This window comes from Aeromonas sp. MTB (genome assembly GCF_056632455.1).
The window spans coordinates 2,934,491-2,950,168 of record NZ_CP147026.1 but is presented as its reverse complement, the minus strand read 5'-3'; the positions used below and the strand labels follow the sequence as shown (position 1 = coordinate 2,950,168).

The window sequence follows — 15,678 nt, the reverse complement described above, 5'->3', positions numbered from 1 at the left end:
ATAAGCGTTATCATTATCAAATTGAATTTGCTCCGATCGCAACTCTTTTTTATCGGCGAAGTTCAGTTTCGTTCGTCACCTTCTTTTGACTAAAAAGAAGTTAATGAAATTGATTCTCATTTGTATTGATCGTTATTTCGCTCCTTGTTAGGATGCCGTTCACCCTGATATCTGGTGAGTCAAATGACTCACTTTTAGTCGTGTCAGGCAGTGATTCATTCCAAGGAGTAGCACCGTCATGTGTGACCATGCACTGGAAGGAGAGTGGCCCGCAACAGCGGTCGGGTTGGATAAAGTGTGCTGTTTTGCCAGCGGTGACAGGGTTCTGGTCGCTTCCGGTATCCACGACAGTTTTACTGGCATCCCGCCGGAGAAGCTGCTCGCCCATCTGCGTCAGTTGCGCCAGCAGGGGATGGTCAATCCCATCGCCATCGGCGCCATCCCGTTTGATACCCAATCCCCCTGGCATCTGGTGATCCCGGCGCAATCGCAGTGGGTCAAACGGGATGCGTTGTTACCCGCCAGCTGTTGCCAGCTCCATGGCGAGGTGAGCGAAGTGACCGGCTCTGCCCACTATCATGGGGCAGTGCGGGCAGCGTTGCAGCAGTTCAGCGAGGGGCAACTCGAGAAGGTGGTGCTGTCGCGCGCCATCGATGTGCAGAGCGCAGAGCAGACCTCCCCTGCACACGCCTATGGCTCTCTGCTGGCCCAGAATCCGGGCGCCTATGTGTTCCAGATCCCGCTGCCGGAGGGGGAGACCCTGCTTGGTGCGAGCCCCGAGCTGCTGGTATCGCGCAGCGAGATGGCGGTGGTGAGCAATCCGCTGGCGGGCTCCCGTCCGCGCCACGCTTTTCCTGATCAACAGGCGGCCAGTGCCGAACTGCTTGGGGCGCAGAAGGATCGCTATGAACATGCGCTGGTGGCCGATGCAGTCGCTGCGGCCCTCGCTCCCTTCTGTCGCGAGCTGGACGTCCCCCTGGAGCCGCAGGTGATCGCCACTCCTACCATGTGGCACCTCTCGACCCGCATCGCCGGGCGGCTCCATGAGCCCTCTCCCGTGCTGGCTCTGGCGCTGGCACTGCACCCGACGCCAGCGGTATGCGGCACGCCGCTCTCGGCAGCACGTCAGGCCATCGCCCGGCTCGAGGGGTACGATCGCCGCTTCTACTGCGGCGCCGTCGGCTGGATGGATGCCGATGGTAATGGCGAGTGGGTAGTCACCATTCGCTGTGGCGTGCTGGCTGGCAGGCAACTGCGGCTTTATGCTGGCGCCGGGGTCGTGGTGGGCTCCTCGCCGGAAGCGGAGTGGCAGGAGACCGCCGCCAAGCTCGGCACCATGTTGCGTGCCTTCGGCCTCGAAAGCCGGGAGCCGGAGGTAACCGCATGAAGCCGCTGGTGCCCTTTACCCCCTGGCCCGCCGAGCTGGCAGCCCACTACCGTGCGCAAGGGTGGTGGCGCGGGCAACCGCTCACCGCCCTGCTCGATGACTCCGCCGAACGTTATCCCGAGCGCACGGCCCTGATCTGCGGCGAGCGCACCCTCAGTTATGGCCAGTTAAAGCGTGAGGTCGATGCACTGGCGGCGCGGCTGGCCGCGCGCGGGCTGGGTCATGGCGATACCGCTCTGGTGCAGTTGCCCAACTGCGCCGAGTTATATATCTGCTGGTTTGCCCTGATCCGCTGCGGCGTGGTGGCGGTGCATGCCCTCTACAGCCATCAACGGCGCGAGCTGGTGGCCTTTGCCCGCCAGATTGAGCCCGCCTTGCTGGTACTAAGCCCCTCTCACCTCGGCTTTGCCGGTGAAGCGGGAAGCCTCGTGGCCCTTGATGAGCTGGTATCTCCCTCCTGCCAGACACTGCTGTTCGAGCAGGCTGAAGGCTCCGATCTTCAGTCGGGATTTGCATGGCGTCAGCCTGACCCGATAGCCCGTGCTGATGGTTCGCCGCTGACGGCTATCTCGCCAACTCCTACCCCGGCCGATCAAGTCGCTTTTTTCCAGCTCTCCGGCGGCAGCACCGGCACCCCCAAACTGATCCCCCGTACCCACGATGACTATGGCTACAGCGTGCGCCAGAGCGTAGAGGTGTGCGGCTGGGATGAGCGGGTGATCTATCTCTGCGCTCTGCCAGCGCCCCACAACTTTCCCCTGAGCTCCCCCGGGGCACTCGGGGTGTTTTATGCCGGTGGCTGCGTGGTGCTGGCAAAGGATCCCTCTGCAGCAACCTGTCTGCCGCTGGTGCAGCGCCATCAGGTCAACTGGGCGGCGCTGGTGCCACCGGCTCTGGCGCTCTGGCTGGAGGCGGCCAGCCACTATCCGCAGACCTCCCTGGAGTGTGTGCAGGTGGGCGGCGCGCGCCTCAGCCCGGCTCATGCCGAGGCGGTAGCGAGCCGTCTTGGCTGCCGCTTGCAGCAGGTGTTCGGCATGGCCGAGGGGCTGGTCAACTACACCCGCATCGAGGATGACCAGTGGCACATCGTCAATACCCAGGGCCGCCCGATGAGCCCGGGCGACGAGGTCGAGGTGCGGGATAGCGACGGACGCCCCTTGCCAGATGGCGAGTGCGGCGAGCTCTGGACGCGTGGCCCCTACACCTTTCGCGGCTACTTCAAAGCTGATGCCCACAATCAGCGGGCTTTTGACCGGGACGGTTTCTACTGCACCGGCGATCTGGTCTGCCGCTTGCCCGGCGGTCATTTGATAGTGGTGGGGCGCAACAAGGATCAGATCAACCGGGGCGGGGAGAAGATCGACGCCCTCGAGATTGAAGAGCTGTTGCTGACCCACCCGGAGGTGCGGCAGGCAGCGCTGGTCGCCATGCCTGATCCCATGCTCGGGGAGCGCAGCTGCGCCTTTCTGATGTGCCGCGAGCCCCTCAATTTGCCCCGCTTGCGCCGTTTCCTGCGCGAGCAGGGGGTGGCCGATTACAAACTGCCCGATCGCCTGGTGCTGGTGGAGCAACTGCCCCACACCCCGGTCGGCAAGATAGACAAACAGACGCTGCGCGAGCAGCTCGCCAAGGAGTGTGCATGACCATTCAATCCCTCGCCGCCTATCCGCTGCCTACCGCCGAGGAGCTGCCCACCGGGCGGGTGAACTGGCCCTTCGAACCGGGCCGCGCCGCCTTGCTGGTCCACGATATGCAGCACTATTTCGTCGACTTCTACGGGCCGGACAATCCGCTGATCAATCAGGTCATCGACCATATCGCCACCCTGATCCGTCAGGCGCGAGCTCTTGGCATGCCGGTGGTCTATACCGCCCAGCCCGCCGAACAGAGTCAGGCCGATCGGGCGCTGCTCAACGACATGTGGGGGCCGGGGTTGACCCGGGCGCCGGAGCGTCAACCCATCGTTTCGGCGTTGGCGCCCGAGCCGCAGGATACTGTGCTGACCAAGTGGCGCTACAGCGCTTTTTGCCGCTCACCGCTGGCCGAGCTGATGGCCGAATGGGGGCGGGATCAGCTGGTGATCTGCGGCATCTACGGCCATATCGGGGTGATGCAGACGGCGGTCGATGCTTTTATGCGCGATATTCGCCCCTTCCTGGTGGCTGATGCCATCGCCGACTTCTCCCGCGAGGATCATCTGTTGGCGCTCTCCTACGTCAGCCGCAATGCCGGTCGGGTGATTACCGTGGCCGAGGTGATGGCGGCCAGCAAACACCCTCTGACTCGCGAGTCACTACGTGCTCAGGTGTTGGCACGGCTGCCCGCCGAGATGCAGCAGGAGCAGCCCACCGAGGATGACAACCTGCTCGACTACGGTCTCGACTCGCTGGCGGTGATGGGGCTGGTGGAGGAGTGGCGCCAGCAGGGGCTGGTGGTGGAGCTGGCCGAGCTTGCCCGCACACCGACCCTGGCTCACTGGTGGGCGCTCCTCTCCCGTCAGCTTAATGTCAGTCAGGCCAAGGCTTATCAGGTCAACGAAGATCACGTCAGCGAACCGGAGTGCACCCCATGAGCGAGTGGCAAGGCAGAACCGTCTGGGTAACCGGTGCGGCGCAGGGAATTGGCCATGCGGTGGCGCGCACCTTTGCCGAGGCGGGGGCCAGCGTGGTGGCGCTCGATCTGCAACTGGCCGAGGCGCTGCCCGGCAACGTGAAGGGAGTGGTGATCGATGTCAGCGACAGCGAGGCCGTGACCCGCTGCTGCGAACAGCTGCTGGATGAGGGGTTGGGGCCCGATGTGCTGGTCAATGTCGCGGGCGTACTGGCGACCGGCAGGCTCGATGAGGTGGATGACGCCCTCTTGCAGCGCACCTTCGCCATCAACACTTTCGCCCCCTTCTACCTGATGCGGGCCCTGACCCCCTGGTTTCAGAGACGGCGCAGGGGCGCCATCGTCAATGTCTCCTCCAATGCCGGTCGGGTGCCACGAGTGGGGATGGGTATCTATGGCGCCTCCAAGGCGGCGCTGACCAGCCTCACCCAAACGGCGGGGTTGGAGCTTGCTCCCTACGGCGTGCGCTGCAATCTGGTGTCGCCGGGCTCGACCCGTACCCCGATGCTGTACGGCATGTGGCAGGAGGGGGAGGCGGCGCAGCAGGAAGGAGAGCTGCGTACCATCGCGGGCCTGCCCGGGCAGTTCAAGCTGGGGATCCCTCTTGGCAAGCTCGGGACACCCGACGAGGTGGCTGCCTGCGTGCTGTTTCTCGCCTCCGATGCCGCCAGCCATATCACCCTGCAGGATCTGGTGGTCGATGGCGGTGCCACTCTGGGGGTCTAGCCCGCGCGCTGCCGATCCGGCAGGCGTGACACCTTCTTAATGGAGGAGGCCTTGCCTCCTCGCTTTTCAGCCATGCGGGCAGGAGCAACTCACTGCCCGCTCGATGTTTGCGCAAGGATATTCCCATGGAACAGACAATGGCGATGCGTGCCACCCACCTGCGTGGTGAGCACCCGCGCTGGCCGCTAACCACCGCTCAGGCGGGCATCTGGTTTGCCCAGCAAAAATACCCGCAGAGCCCCGCCTGCAATACCGGCGAGTACTGGCTGCTGGAGGGGGCGCTGGCTCCCCATCACTTCACCCGCGCGGTGCGCCAGACCATCGACGAGATCCCCGGTCTGCACTGCGCTTTTGTGGCCACTGCTGATGGCCCGCAAATGGTGGCCAATCCCGCCTGCTGGCAACTGACCGAGCGGGATCTGCGCAGCGAAGCCGACCCGCTTGCAGCCGCGCAGGCCGAGATGCGTGCGCAGCTGGCCGTCCCCTTCAATCTGGCCGGGGGGCCGCTTTTTGCCACCAGCCTCTATCGCCTTGGTGAGGGGCAGTGGGCCTGGTTTATTGCCGTGCACCATATCGCCATCGACGGCTTTGGCCTGAGCCTGCTCTGCCAGCGGGTGGTGAGCTGGTATGAGGCGCTGTGCGCCGGTGAGCAGCCAGCCCCCTGCCGCCATGCATCCCAGCAGGAGTTGCTGGCTGAAGAGGTGGCCTATCAGGATTCGCCGCGCGCCGCGCGGGATCGCGATTTCTTCGTGCAGCAGCTGGCCGGGGTGGAGAATCCGGCGTCGCTCTCCCGCCGTCCGGCGCAAGGGCCGGGCCCCACCTATCGTCTTGAGCAGCGGCTTGCTGGCCGCCAATGGCAGGCATTGGTGGCACGGGCGAGTCGCTCGGCCTGTCACCCCTACAGCCTGCTGTTGGCGGCAGTGGCCAGCTATGTGCAGCGGATGAGCGGCGCTGGCGAGGTGGTGCTGGGTATCCCGCTGATGGGGCGGCTGGGCTCAGCGGCGGCCGATACCCCCTGCATGAAGGTCAATGTGGTGCCCCTGCGCATCAAGCTGAGTGGCTCCAGCCGGGTTGGAGAGTTGCTGGCACAGGTCGAGCGGCAATTTGCCGCCCGGCGCCGTCATCAGGGCTGCCGTCAGGAGTGGTTGCAACAGCGTCAGCCGGGCCAGCCGCTGTTTGGCCCTCAGGTCAATTTGATGCCCTTTGCCCGTACCCTCAGCTTTGGTGAAGGGCACAACCAGGTTCGTGGCGAGGTGCAGGTGCTGGCGGCGGGGCCGGTGGAGGAGTGCGCCTTCTACTTTGCCGAGGAGGCAGGCGCTATGACCCTGACCCTCGAAGCACATCAGGGGCGCTTCAGCCATCAGGAGAGCGAGCGTCATCTGGCCCGGCTGCTGGCCTATCTGGCTGCCTGGAGTGAGGCGGGTGACGAGGCCCTGGCGGTGCGTTTGCCGCTGTTGCTGCCCTGCGAGCAAGCTGAGCTGGCGCGCTGGAACCAGACCGATCATCCGCTGCCGACCACTACCCTGAGCGCTCTGCTGGCCGAAGGGCTGGCGGCGGCGGATCAGAGCGCCATCGCGCTGGAGTGTGGCGCCGAGCGCTGGAGTGTGGCCGAGTTGCGCCAGCGTACCCGTCAGCTGGCCTGCTATCTGGCGGGGAGGGGCGTGAGCCCCGGTTGTCGGGTGGCGGTGGTGATCCCGCGCGCTCCCGAGCTTATTCTCGCCCAGCAGGCCATCATGGCGGTAGGTGCCGTCTATGTGCCCGTTGACCCGGACTATCCGGCGGAGCGGATCGGCTACATTCTCGCCAGCAGCGATCCTGCGCTGGTGCTGACCAGTCGCACCTTGAGGATGCCGCTCGATGTGGCCGCGCCACTTGTCTGCCTCGATGCCCCCGGTGTGGCAGAGCAGCTGGCGGCGGTAGAGTTGGCAACGACAGCACCTTGTGAGCTGCTAGCCCCCAAGCCGGAAGATGCGGCTTACATCATCTACACCTCCGGCTCGACCGGTCGGCCCAAAGGGGTGGTGGTGAGCCATGGCGCCATCGTCAACCGGCTGCTCTGGATGCAGCACATGTATCCCATCGGCCCGGCGGATCGGGTGCTGCAAAAGACCCCGGCCGGTTTCGATGTCTCCATCTGGGAGTTTTTCTGGCCCTTTATGAACGGGGCGCGGCTGGTGCTCGCCAAACCGGGCGGCCACAAGGATCCCGCCTACCTTGCCGAGCTGATTGAGCTGGCGGGTATCACCACCTTGCACTTTGTCCCCTCCATGCTGCAGATCTTTGTCACTCAGGCCGAGCCTGCGCGTTGCCGCGCCCTGCGGCAGGTCTTCTGCTCCGGCGAGGCGCTGCCCGCGGATCTGGTGCAGCGCTGGTATGGGGCATTTTCAGCCCCCCTGCACAACCTCTATGGCCCGACCGAGGCGGCGGTGGATGTCACCTGGTATCCCTGCCGGGCAGACGAGGCGGTGACCAGCGTGCCCATCGGCTATCCGGTCTGGAATACCTGCATCCACATTCTCGATCCCTGGTTGCAGCCGGTGCCGCCCGGTGTGGCGGGGGAGCTCTGGATCGGCGGCGTGCAGGTGGCGGAGGGGTACTTTGGTCAGCCCGAGCTCACCGCCGAGCGTTTTATTGCCAATCCCTTCGGGGCGGGACGGCTCTATCGCAGCGGCGATCTGGCCGCCTGGCGCGAGGATGGCGCCATCGAGTATCTGGGGCGCCTCGATTTTCAGGTGAAGATCCGCGGCCAGCGCATCGAACTGGAGGAGATCGAACAGGTGCTGCTGCGCCATCCCCGGGTGGCGCAGGCGGTGGTGCTGGCCCCCGAATTTGCTCCCGGCGATCGCCGTCTGGTGGCCTATGTGGTGGCCTCAGATAGCAGAGAGCTGACGCTGGCCGAGCTGGCACCCGCCCTTGGCGCGGCGTTGCCCGACTACATGGTACCGGGGCTCCTGGTAAACCTGGCCGAACTGCCGCTTACCCCCAATGGCAAGCTGGATCGCAAGGGGCTGCCGCTGCCCGATATGGCATCGGCGGTGGGTCAGGCGTTGCCGAAAACCCTGCTGGAGGAGCGGCTCTGTCGCCTCTTCGCCGAGGTTCTGGGGCTGGCGCGGGTCGGCGCCGACGATAACTTCTTTGCCCTCGGCGGCCACTCCCTGCTGGCGGCGCAGCTGGTGGTGCGTATTGAGGAATCAATAGGACAGGGTCTCACTCTGGCCAGCCTGTTCGAAGCGCCGAGCCCAGCCCAGCTGGCGCGTCGTCTTGGCGGCGAGCGGGAGGCCATGCCCATGCTGTTGCCCCTGCGGGCGCATGGTGCGCAGTCTGGCACATCGTGCCCCACCCTCTTTTGCGTCCACCCCGCAGGGGGGCTCGGCTGGTGTTATGCGCCACTGGTGCCCCATCTGCCGACCGACATGGCCGTCTATGCCCTGCAGGCGCGGGCGCTCTGTCAGCCGGATGCGCCGCTGCCCGCCAGTTTCGACGAGCTGGCGCTCGATTATGTGACCGAGCTGCGTCGTCAACAGAGCGAGGGGCCCTACTGGCTGCTCGGCTGGTCGCTCGGGGGCATGCTGGTGCATCGGATGGCCGCCATGTTGCAAGAGCAGGGACAAGAGGTGGCCATGGTGCTGCTGCTCGATGCCTACCCCTGCCTGCAGTGGCAGACCCAGCCGCTGCCCGACGAGCAGCGGATGCTCGATGCGCTGCTGCGAATGGGGGGGATTGCGGTTGCGGACGATGCGCTCGATTCCCTCACTCGTGACGAGGTGGTGGCACGGTTGGGGGCGGAGGGGAGTGCGCTGGCCATGCTCGACGAGCAGGTTGTGAGCGCCATGATTGAGCTGGTTGGCCACAACAACCGGTTGATCCGTGAGCCGGTCGACTACTGCTACCACGGGGAGGTGATCTTTATCGAGGCGTCAGCCTCCCGCCAGCCCTGGCTGGATGGGCGCGGTTGGGAGTCGCTGACAAAAGGGGAGATCCGCTATGAGCGCTTCCCCTGCCTGCATCAGGAGATGGTGCATCCCGACTGGCTGGCAAAGATCGGCGCTTTTATTTGTGAGCGGGTCGATGGGGTCGGGCAACAGCCGCACATCCGGCAGGAGGGGGGCGCATGACCCCGGTTGCCGCTATCCGGGAAGCCTTGCTGGCGGGCAAGCTGGTAGGGCTGGGAGAGCCGCACTGGCACCCGGATTTTATCCGGCGCCAGCACGCCTGGCTCTGCGATCCTGCGCTCTGGGGAGTCATGACCGATCTGGTGCTGGAGTGCGGCAACCGCCGCTATCAGGGGTTGCTCGATGCCTGGCTGGCGGGTGAGGAGAGCTGGCAGGGGGAGCCGCTGACGCTGGCACGGCTCTATCCGGTCTGGCTCGACTCCTGTGCTTTTCCCGCTTGGATGGCCCCCGAGTTTCCGGCCCTATTCGCGGCCCTGCGCCAGAGCAATCTGGCGCGCCCCGAACATGTGCGGCTGCGGGTGCATCTCTGCGAGCCCTTATTCGAGTGGCAGGAGATGAGCCCGGAGCGGTGGCAGCTACACAACAGGGGGCGGGATCAGGCGCTGGCCGACTATCTTCTTGCACTTCCCCCGCGCGGCGTGGTGGTGCTGGCGGGGGCGCGTCATCTGCTCAAAGCCGCAGGGGATCCCCACTTTGCTCAGCCGACGCTGGGCCAGTTGCTGGAGGCGGCAAGACCGGGCTGGCTACAGGTGCTTCACCCCTGGCCAATGGTTGCTGGGAAGGGAGATGAGGAAGAGGAGCGGGTGTGCGAGCTGGCCGGGATCGCGACTGCCGACCTCTATCCTCACTGGCCGGTGCATCCGCCGCTGGAGACCCTCATCGATCGGTTGGTGCGCGTGGCTGACCGGGGACGGGAGATGCGAATTTGCCCCACCTTGCTGGCCGAGCCCTGGCGCAGCCACTTGCTAAGCCGCGCTCACTTGCTGCCAGTTGGCATGGCCCGCCAGCTGCAACACTTGCTGCCAGTTGGCATGGCCCGCCAGCTGCAACACTGGCTGGCGTAACTGCTGGTTGGAGTAACACCTGACAAGAAGTAACAGCTAACTGAAGTAACTCAATGGGGGAGCAAGGCTCCCCTTTTTCACATTTTGCATCCTGCATTCAGCGCTGCAAAGTTGCACCATTTACGGCATACCTTGCCACTCATCGCCGAAAATTCAGCTCCTTCGCTACTTTAAAGAAGTTTCTACTGGTCTTACCTGAATAAATCCCTTTGCTTTTTATTTAACAAGGTATTTACATCTAGGTGTCACCAGCATCGGTGACGCTCACAACGGCAAGGAGCCAGTTATGACCCATGTCGACATCCCTTTCCTTCGTTACCTCGATGCGGAAGGGTGCCCGGTCGCCACCTTACCGACCTGGCTGGACAAGGCGATACTGCACACCTTCTACCGCAATATGGTGATGGTGCGCAGCTATGACAAAAAAGCGATTGCGCTGCAACGAACCGGCAAACTCGGTACTTTTCCCTCCCATCTCGGCGCAGAAGCCGTGGGGATTGGCATTGGTCTGGCCATGCAGCCGCAGGATGTCTACGTTCCCTACTATCGAGACATGCCCACCCTCTATGTGCGGGGTGTGCCGATGGAGAAAAACCTGCAATATTGGGGGGGGGACGAGCGGGGGAGTTATTTTCTCAAACCCGATGGGACTCCCTCTGAAGATCTCCCCATCTGCGTCCCCATCGCCACCCAGATCACCCACGCCTGCGGTATTGCCTCGGCTTTCAAACTGCGTAATCAACCGCGGGTTGCCGTAGTCACTATCGGCGACGGCGGCACCTCCAAGGGGGATTTTCTGGAGGGGCTCAACTGCGCCGGGGTCTGGCACCTGCCGATGGTCATCATCGTCAACAACAACCAGTGGGCTATCTCGGTGCCGCGCAAGCTGCAATCGAGCGCTCCTACGCTGGCCCAAAAGGGGATTGGCGCCGGGGTGCGCAGCCTGCAGGTGGATGGCAACGATGTGGTGGCGGTCTACGATGCCGCCCGCAGTGCCGTCGAACGGGCCCGCAGCGGCAAGGGGCCGACCCTGATAGAAGCGGTCAGTTATCGCCTCGGTGATCACACCACGGCCGACGATGCCACTCGCTATCGCGATGGGGCCGAGGTCGAGGCCGCCTGGGAGAAAGAGCCGGTCAAGCGGCTGCGCCAGTTTATGCACAGCCAGGGCTGGTGGGATGAAGAACAGGAGCAGAGCCTGCTGGCGGAGGCTACCCGAGAGGTCGAACAGGCGGTCGCCCGTTATGAGGCGATGGCGCCCCAGCCGCCGGAGGCGATGCTCGATTATCACTACGCCAGCCTGCCCGCCGAACTCTTGCCCCAGCGCGAGCGAGTGATTGCCAAGGGGATGAAGCAGGAGGTGGGCCATGAGTGAGATCAGTTTGCTGGAAGCGGTCAACATGGCCCTTCACTACGAGATGGAGCACGACCCGGATGTGGTGGTACTGGGCGAGGATGTGGGGGTCAACGGCGGGGTGTTTCGCGCCACCGTGGGCCTGCGCGACAAGTTCGGTTTCAAGCGGGTGATCGACACGCCGCTGGCCGAGGGATTAATCGCCGGGGTGGCGGTCGGCATGGCCACTCAGGGGCTCAAGCCGGTGGCTGAGTTCCAGTTTCAGGGCTTCATCTTCCCCGGGATGGAGCAGATCATCTGTCAGGCGGCGCGGATGCGAAACCGCACCCGTGGCCGCCTCTCCTGTCCCCTCGTCTATCGCTCCCCGTATGGCGCGGGCATTCATTCGCCTGAACATCACAGCGAGAGCGTCGAGGCGCTGTTTGCCCATATTCCGGGGCTACGGGTGGTGATCCCCTCCAGCCCGAGGCGCGCTTATGGTTTGCTGCTCTCGGCCATCCGCGATCCGGATCCCGTGATGTTTTTCGAACCGGATCGCATCTATCGCTCGATGAAATCCGAGGTGGTGGATGACGGTGTCGGCTTGCCGCTGGATGTCTGCTTCACCCTGCGCCCGGGCCGGGATATCACGGTAGTGGCCTGGGGGGCCTGCATCCAGGAGGTGATGCGGGCGGCGAACCTGCTGGCCGAGCAGGATATCCAGTGCGAGGTGCTGGATCTGGCCACCATCAAGCCGCTGGATATGGAGACCATCCTCACCTCGGTACGCAAGACCGGCCGGTTACTGGTGGTGCATGAGGCGTGTGGCAGCTTCGGGGTCGGGGCCGAAATTGTGGCGCGGGTGACCGAGCAGGCACTTCCCAGCCTCAAGGCGCCACCCAAACGGTTGACCGGGGTGGATGCAGCCGTTCCCTACTATCGCAACGAGGCGTATTACCTCATCACCGAGCAGGATATCGCCGATGCGGCTCATCAGCTGATGGAGAACCAGTGGCTATGAAATTTTTCAAATTACCGGATCTGGGTGAAGGGTTGGCCGAAGCCGAGATCGTCGAATGGAAGGTGAGTGCCGGTGATACCGTTGCGGTCGATCAGGTGCTCTTGTCGGTGGAAACGGCCAAGGCGCTGGTGGATGTGCCCTCTCCGGTGGCCGGGGTGATTGCCCGTCTCTGCGGCGCCGAGGGGGATATCCTCCATATCGGTGCGCCGCTGGTGGAGTTCGAGGGGGGCGAAGATGATGGCACCGTGGTGGGCAAGGTGAGCGCCCATCAGCAACATATCGAGGATCACTTCGTGGTGGGGGCCATTGCCCCGGGGGGATCGCTGGTGCAAGCCATGCCAGCCGTACGGTTATTGGCACAAAAACTGGGTCTGGATATCGACCGGATCAAGGGGAGTGGCAGCGGCGGCATGGTGACCGAGCTGGATGTGCAGCAGGCATTCGAGGCCCAGCAGAGCAGTGGCAACGAATTCCTCAAAGGGTCACGGCGGGCCATGGCCAAGGCGATGGAGCTCTCTCATCAGACTGTGGTGCCGGTCAGCATCACCGATGAGGTGGATTTGCGTCACTGGCGCCCTGATGAGGATGTGACGGTGCGCCTTATCAAGGCCATTGGCGTGGCGTGCCGCGCAGAGCCCTCGATGAACGCCTGGTTTGATGGCGACACCCTGTCACGGCGGCTGTTCAAAGAGGTTAATGTAGCCATCGCGGTGGATTCAAAGCATGGCCTCTATGTGCCGGTGATGGAGAACGTGGCCGAGCGGGAGGGGGCAGATATCCGGCAGGGGCTGGATCGGATGATCGCCGATGTGAAGGCGCGCGCCGTGCCGCGCGAGATGTTGCAGGGGGCGACCATTACGCTCACCAACTTCGGTGCTATCGCTGGCCGCTATGCCAGCCCCATCGTCACGCCGCCGCAGGTGGCCATCATAGGGGCAGGCAAATTGTTCGAAAAAGTGGTGTTCATCCATGGTGAAGCGCGTCCCGTCAGGGCATTGCCGCTGTCGATGACATTTGACCACAGAGCCTGTACTGGCGGGGAGGCGGCTCGTTTTCTCAGAGCGCTGGTCGAAGCGTTGGAAGCAGCCACCTTATAACGGTTTGTGCCCTGTCATTGGCAGGGCACAAATTTGTTTGCGTAATCTACAAAGCCACGTATAATCCAAACCAGCTTGAAAGGGCGATAGTTATGTCAATGAATACGATGTTTCACATCTTGTCCTGTTGTTCATAAGTTAATCCCGTTTTTTGAGCTTTACCCGCTGAAAAGCATAAGTAATTATTTTGAATACAGGTTTAAAAGATATGTCTAACATGATCACCGGTACCGTTAAGTTTTTCAACGAAACCAAAGGTTTTGGCTTCATCCAGCAAGAAAACGGCCCGGACGTTTTCGTTCACTTCAGCGCCATTCAAGGTAACGGTTTCCGTACCCTGGCTGAAGGTCAGCGCGTACAGTTCTCTGTGACCCAAGGTCAGAAAGGCCCGCAGGCTGAGAACGTAACCGCTCTGTAATTCTTACAGAATTTAAGAAAGCCGTGGTACCTCTGGTGCCACGGCTTTTTGTTTATATGGCTTTTGCTACTAATTCCTATGTGCTGAATCATGCTGCTATCGCTCCTGCTTGCTGCCACCTTGACTCCGACGTCCGATGCGCCGGTACCGATGCAATCCGCGATGGAAGCACAGATGATCTGCCAGCAATTTGTCCAGGTCCGGATGGGCACTGCACAGCAACCCGATGAGGTGAATGCGCGACTGGTGCCTGAAAGGGAGGGGGAGTGGCTGGTGGATGGCAAAGTAAAAGGACCCGAAGGTCCTTTGCTGTTTGCCTGTCATCTTCACCAAGGGGAGCGCTGGGAGCTACTCAACTTTTCGCTCTGGGCACCACAGCCGGTCAAAGCGGTTTGAGTGCGACCAGCAGATGTTGCAGGTGTTCAACCATGGTCATGCCAAACGGGGTGAGATAGCCGCCATCTTCTGCGCTGATGAGCCCCTGTTGATGCAGACGGGCTGCCGCCTGGCACAACTCTTCAGACATATCGCTGCGTAATTTAATCCCCAGGCTCATGTTGGCCGGATCAAAGCATGCCAGTATTTTCAAATCGTTCACGAATTCGTTAGAAACCTGGTCGATCCCAATCATGGATTTACTCCTTACGCTAAAGATGTATGCAAACTAGCATCCCCGGATCCACTTTAGTGGGCGCTGGCTCAAATTATTGACCTTTGACTGGATGCTGCGTTTCAAATGCTGTTTTTTTCGGCGTAATCAGATGGTTGGCTGACAGCTTCGCCAAGGGCCGAGCCGGATCAAACGTGGTAGGATAGGGCACTTCTTTATATCGGACGGTCTATTGGTGGCTGTTCGCCCTGTTCAAGGTATCGCTCATGGTCAAGATCACTCTGGTATCCCTGCTGCATTCACTTTGTACCCGCTTTCCGGTTTACCCCGCTGCTTCGTTGACCTCCCTGCTGGATGCCCATCAGGGCGAGGTGTGGTTACCTGCACGCAAGGGGGCCGACATTGCGCTGTTACGCAAGCATGCCAAGGAGGCTCATGAGCTGGCGTCACTCGATGCGGGCTGGTGTGATTTTGCCGCCAGCGACAGCGGTGATACACCCGAGCTGGATGCACTGGCCAACTACGACAGCGAGATGATGGATAACCTGCTGATGTACTGGCACTGCGCCGCCAAGATCAACAGCCCGATCACCGATAACCTGTTCGAGCTGCGTCGCGAAGTGGTGGATGAGGCCCACGGTGCCAAACTCGCTGCCGCCTGGGAGCAGCAACAACAGCTTCGCTTTGAACAGCTGATGGCGATGGCGGCCAATGGCCGGGATCTGCTCTGCTTTGTCGAGGTGGAGTCCGCCTACTGGCTGCGGCAAAAGCTGAGCGAGCAGCCTGATGTGGAGCTGATCACCCCTGCGTTGTAAAAGGGGCAATATGATGGCTGGCGGTCTCGTTATCGAGGAGGCTGCTCTATCCTTATTTGCGTCATTGTCCTCCCCATCCGGCGCCAAGGGGCTGCAAGCTGGACAAGCTGACGACAAGATGTGAACATGGCGCCCTTTATCGAGAGAGAGACTTGGCCAATGAGCTATGAACTGAGCGACACCGAGCGCAATGCCGCGCTGCAACTGAACGCTGATTACCGTTACGATCACTTCATCAGCAAGCTGGTCGAGCATGAAGAGCTGTTCGTCCTGACTGACGAGCATGGCGTCATGATGCTGACCACCGACGATGAAGATTGCATCCCGGTATGGCCGCACCCGGAGTACGCCAAGGCGTGGGCCGAAGGCGAGTGGGCCGATTGCAAGCCGCAGTCCATCACCCTCAAGGTGTGGCTGGAGCGCTGGGTTGACGGTATGGAGCAGGATGAGCTGTGTGTTGCCGTGTTCCCGACCCCGGATCAGGAAGGCATCGTACTGGAGCCGGCCGATGTGGCTGACGCCATTGCCGAGAAGCAGGCCAAGCGCGGCTGATCACCGAGCTATTCGCAACACCGGTTGCCAACAAAGACCCCGCTATCTGGCGGGGTCTTTGTTTTAGGTCTGTTTGCCAAACGAGTTGTGGC

At 62.4% G+C, this 15,678-nt stretch carries 14 protein-coding genes; 13 read left to right on the top strand and 1 reads right to left on the bottom strand.

All coding sequences use genetic code 11. From position 1 onward, the window contains the following. Positions 1–238: 238 nt before the first annotated feature. From WBR25_RS13515 to WBR25_RS13465, 11 genes are all read left to right on the top strand, one after another. Positions 239–1,387 carry an isochorismate synthase gene (locus WBR25_RS13515; protein WP_479748245.1) on the top strand — a complete coding sequence of 383 codons (1,149 nt, stop codon included), beginning with the start codon at positions 239–241 and terminating at the stop codon, positions 1,385–1,387. Further along, on the top strand, positions 1,384–3,030 hold the full coding sequence (locus WBR25_RS13510) for a (2,3-dihydroxybenzoyl)adenylate synthase (protein WP_479748243.1): 1,647 nt from the start codon (positions 1,384–1,386) through the stop codon (positions 3,028–3,030). Before WBR25_RS13515 ends, WBR25_RS13510 begins: the two co-directional genes overlap by 4 nt. Then, a complete protein-coding gene (locus WBR25_RS13505) occupies positions 3,027–3,959 on the top strand; it encodes an isochorismatase family protein (RefSeq protein WP_479748241.1) in 933 nt (310 codons plus the stop codon). The genes WBR25_RS13510 and WBR25_RS13505 overlap by 4 nt, the downstream gene beginning before the upstream one ends. Beyond that, on the top strand, positions 3,956–4,723 hold the full coding sequence (gene dhbA / locus WBR25_RS13500; RefSeq protein ID WP_421329473.1) for a 2,3-dihydro-2,3-dihydroxybenzoate dehydrogenase: 768 nt from the start codon (positions 3,956–3,958) through the stop codon (positions 4,721–4,723). Before WBR25_RS13505 ends, dhbA begins: the two co-directional genes overlap by 4 nt. Positions 4,724–4,848: 125 nt before the next feature. Beyond that, positions 4,849–8,838, top strand: coding sequence for an amino acid adenylation domain-containing protein (locus WBR25_RS13495; protein ID WP_479748240.1), 3,990 nt, complete (start codon positions 4,849–4,851; stop codon positions 8,836–8,838). After that, on the top strand, positions 8,835–9,740 hold the full coding sequence (locus tag WBR25_RS13490) for a hypothetical protein (protein ID WP_479748239.1): 906 nt from the start codon (positions 8,835–8,837) through the stop codon (positions 9,738–9,740). The genes WBR25_RS13495 and WBR25_RS13490 overlap by 4 nt, the downstream gene beginning before the upstream one ends. A 286-nt stretch (positions 9,741–10,026) precedes the next feature. Beyond that, positions 10,027–11,115, top strand: a complete 1,089-nt coding sequence (gene pdhA / locus WBR25_RS13485; protein ID WP_374879997.1) for a pyruvate dehydrogenase (acetyl-transferring) E1 component subunit alpha — start codon at positions 10,027–10,029, stop codon at positions 11,113–11,115. Next, complete coding sequence (locus WBR25_RS13480; RefSeq protein ID WP_021231077.1) at positions 11,108–12,094, top strand: alpha-ketoacid dehydrogenase subunit beta; 987 nt, start codon at positions 11,108–11,110, stop codon at positions 12,092–12,094. The genes pdhA and WBR25_RS13480 overlap by 8 nt, the downstream gene beginning before the upstream one ends. Beyond that, on the top strand, positions 12,091–13,191 hold the full coding sequence (locus WBR25_RS13475) for a dihydrolipoamide acetyltransferase family protein (RefSeq protein ID WP_335817746.1): 1,101 nt from the start codon (positions 12,091–12,093) through the stop codon (positions 13,189–13,191). The genes WBR25_RS13480 and WBR25_RS13475 overlap by 4 nt, the downstream gene beginning before the upstream one ends. Positions 13,192–13,399: 208 nt before the next feature. Then, positions 13,400–13,609, top strand: coding sequence for a cold-shock protein (locus tag WBR25_RS13470; RefSeq protein WP_005302803.1), 210 nt, complete (start codon positions 13,400–13,402; stop codon positions 13,607–13,609). Positions 13,610–13,699: 90 nt separating this feature from the next. Further along, positions 13,700–14,005 carry a hypothetical protein gene (locus tag WBR25_RS13465; protein ID WP_144712481.1) on the top strand — a complete coding sequence of 102 codons (306 nt, stop codon included), beginning with the start codon at positions 13,700–13,702 and terminating at the stop codon, positions 14,003–14,005. On the opposite strand, the gene WBR25_RS13460 is transcribed toward WBR25_RS13465, so the two are convergent. Then, positions 13,992–14,240 (bottom strand): TIGR02647 family protein, encoded by a 249-nt coding sequence (locus tag WBR25_RS13460; protein ID WP_005334209.1) that lies wholly within the window; start codon positions 14,238–14,240, stop codon positions 13,992–13,994. The genes WBR25_RS13465 and WBR25_RS13460 overlap by 14 nt on opposite strands. Before the next feature lie 245 nt (positions 14,241–14,485). On the opposite strand from WBR25_RS13460, the gene WBR25_RS13455 reads away from it, so the two are divergent. Together WBR25_RS13455 and WBR25_RS13450 are read left to right on the top strand one after the other, a co-directional pair. Further along, the gene (locus WBR25_RS13455) at positions 14,486–15,034 is read left to right on the top strand and encodes a hypothetical protein (RefSeq protein WP_167570109.1); all 549 of its coding nucleotides are present in this window, start codon (positions 14,486–14,488) and stop codon (positions 15,032–15,034) included. Positions 15,035–15,193: 159 nt separating this feature from the next. Then, positions 15,194–15,586 (top strand): DUF2750 domain-containing protein, encoded by a 393-nt coding sequence (locus WBR25_RS13450; protein ID WP_005334204.1) that lies wholly within the window; start codon positions 15,194–15,196, stop codon positions 15,584–15,586. The last annotated feature ends 92 nt before the right edge of the window (positions 15,587–15,678 follow it).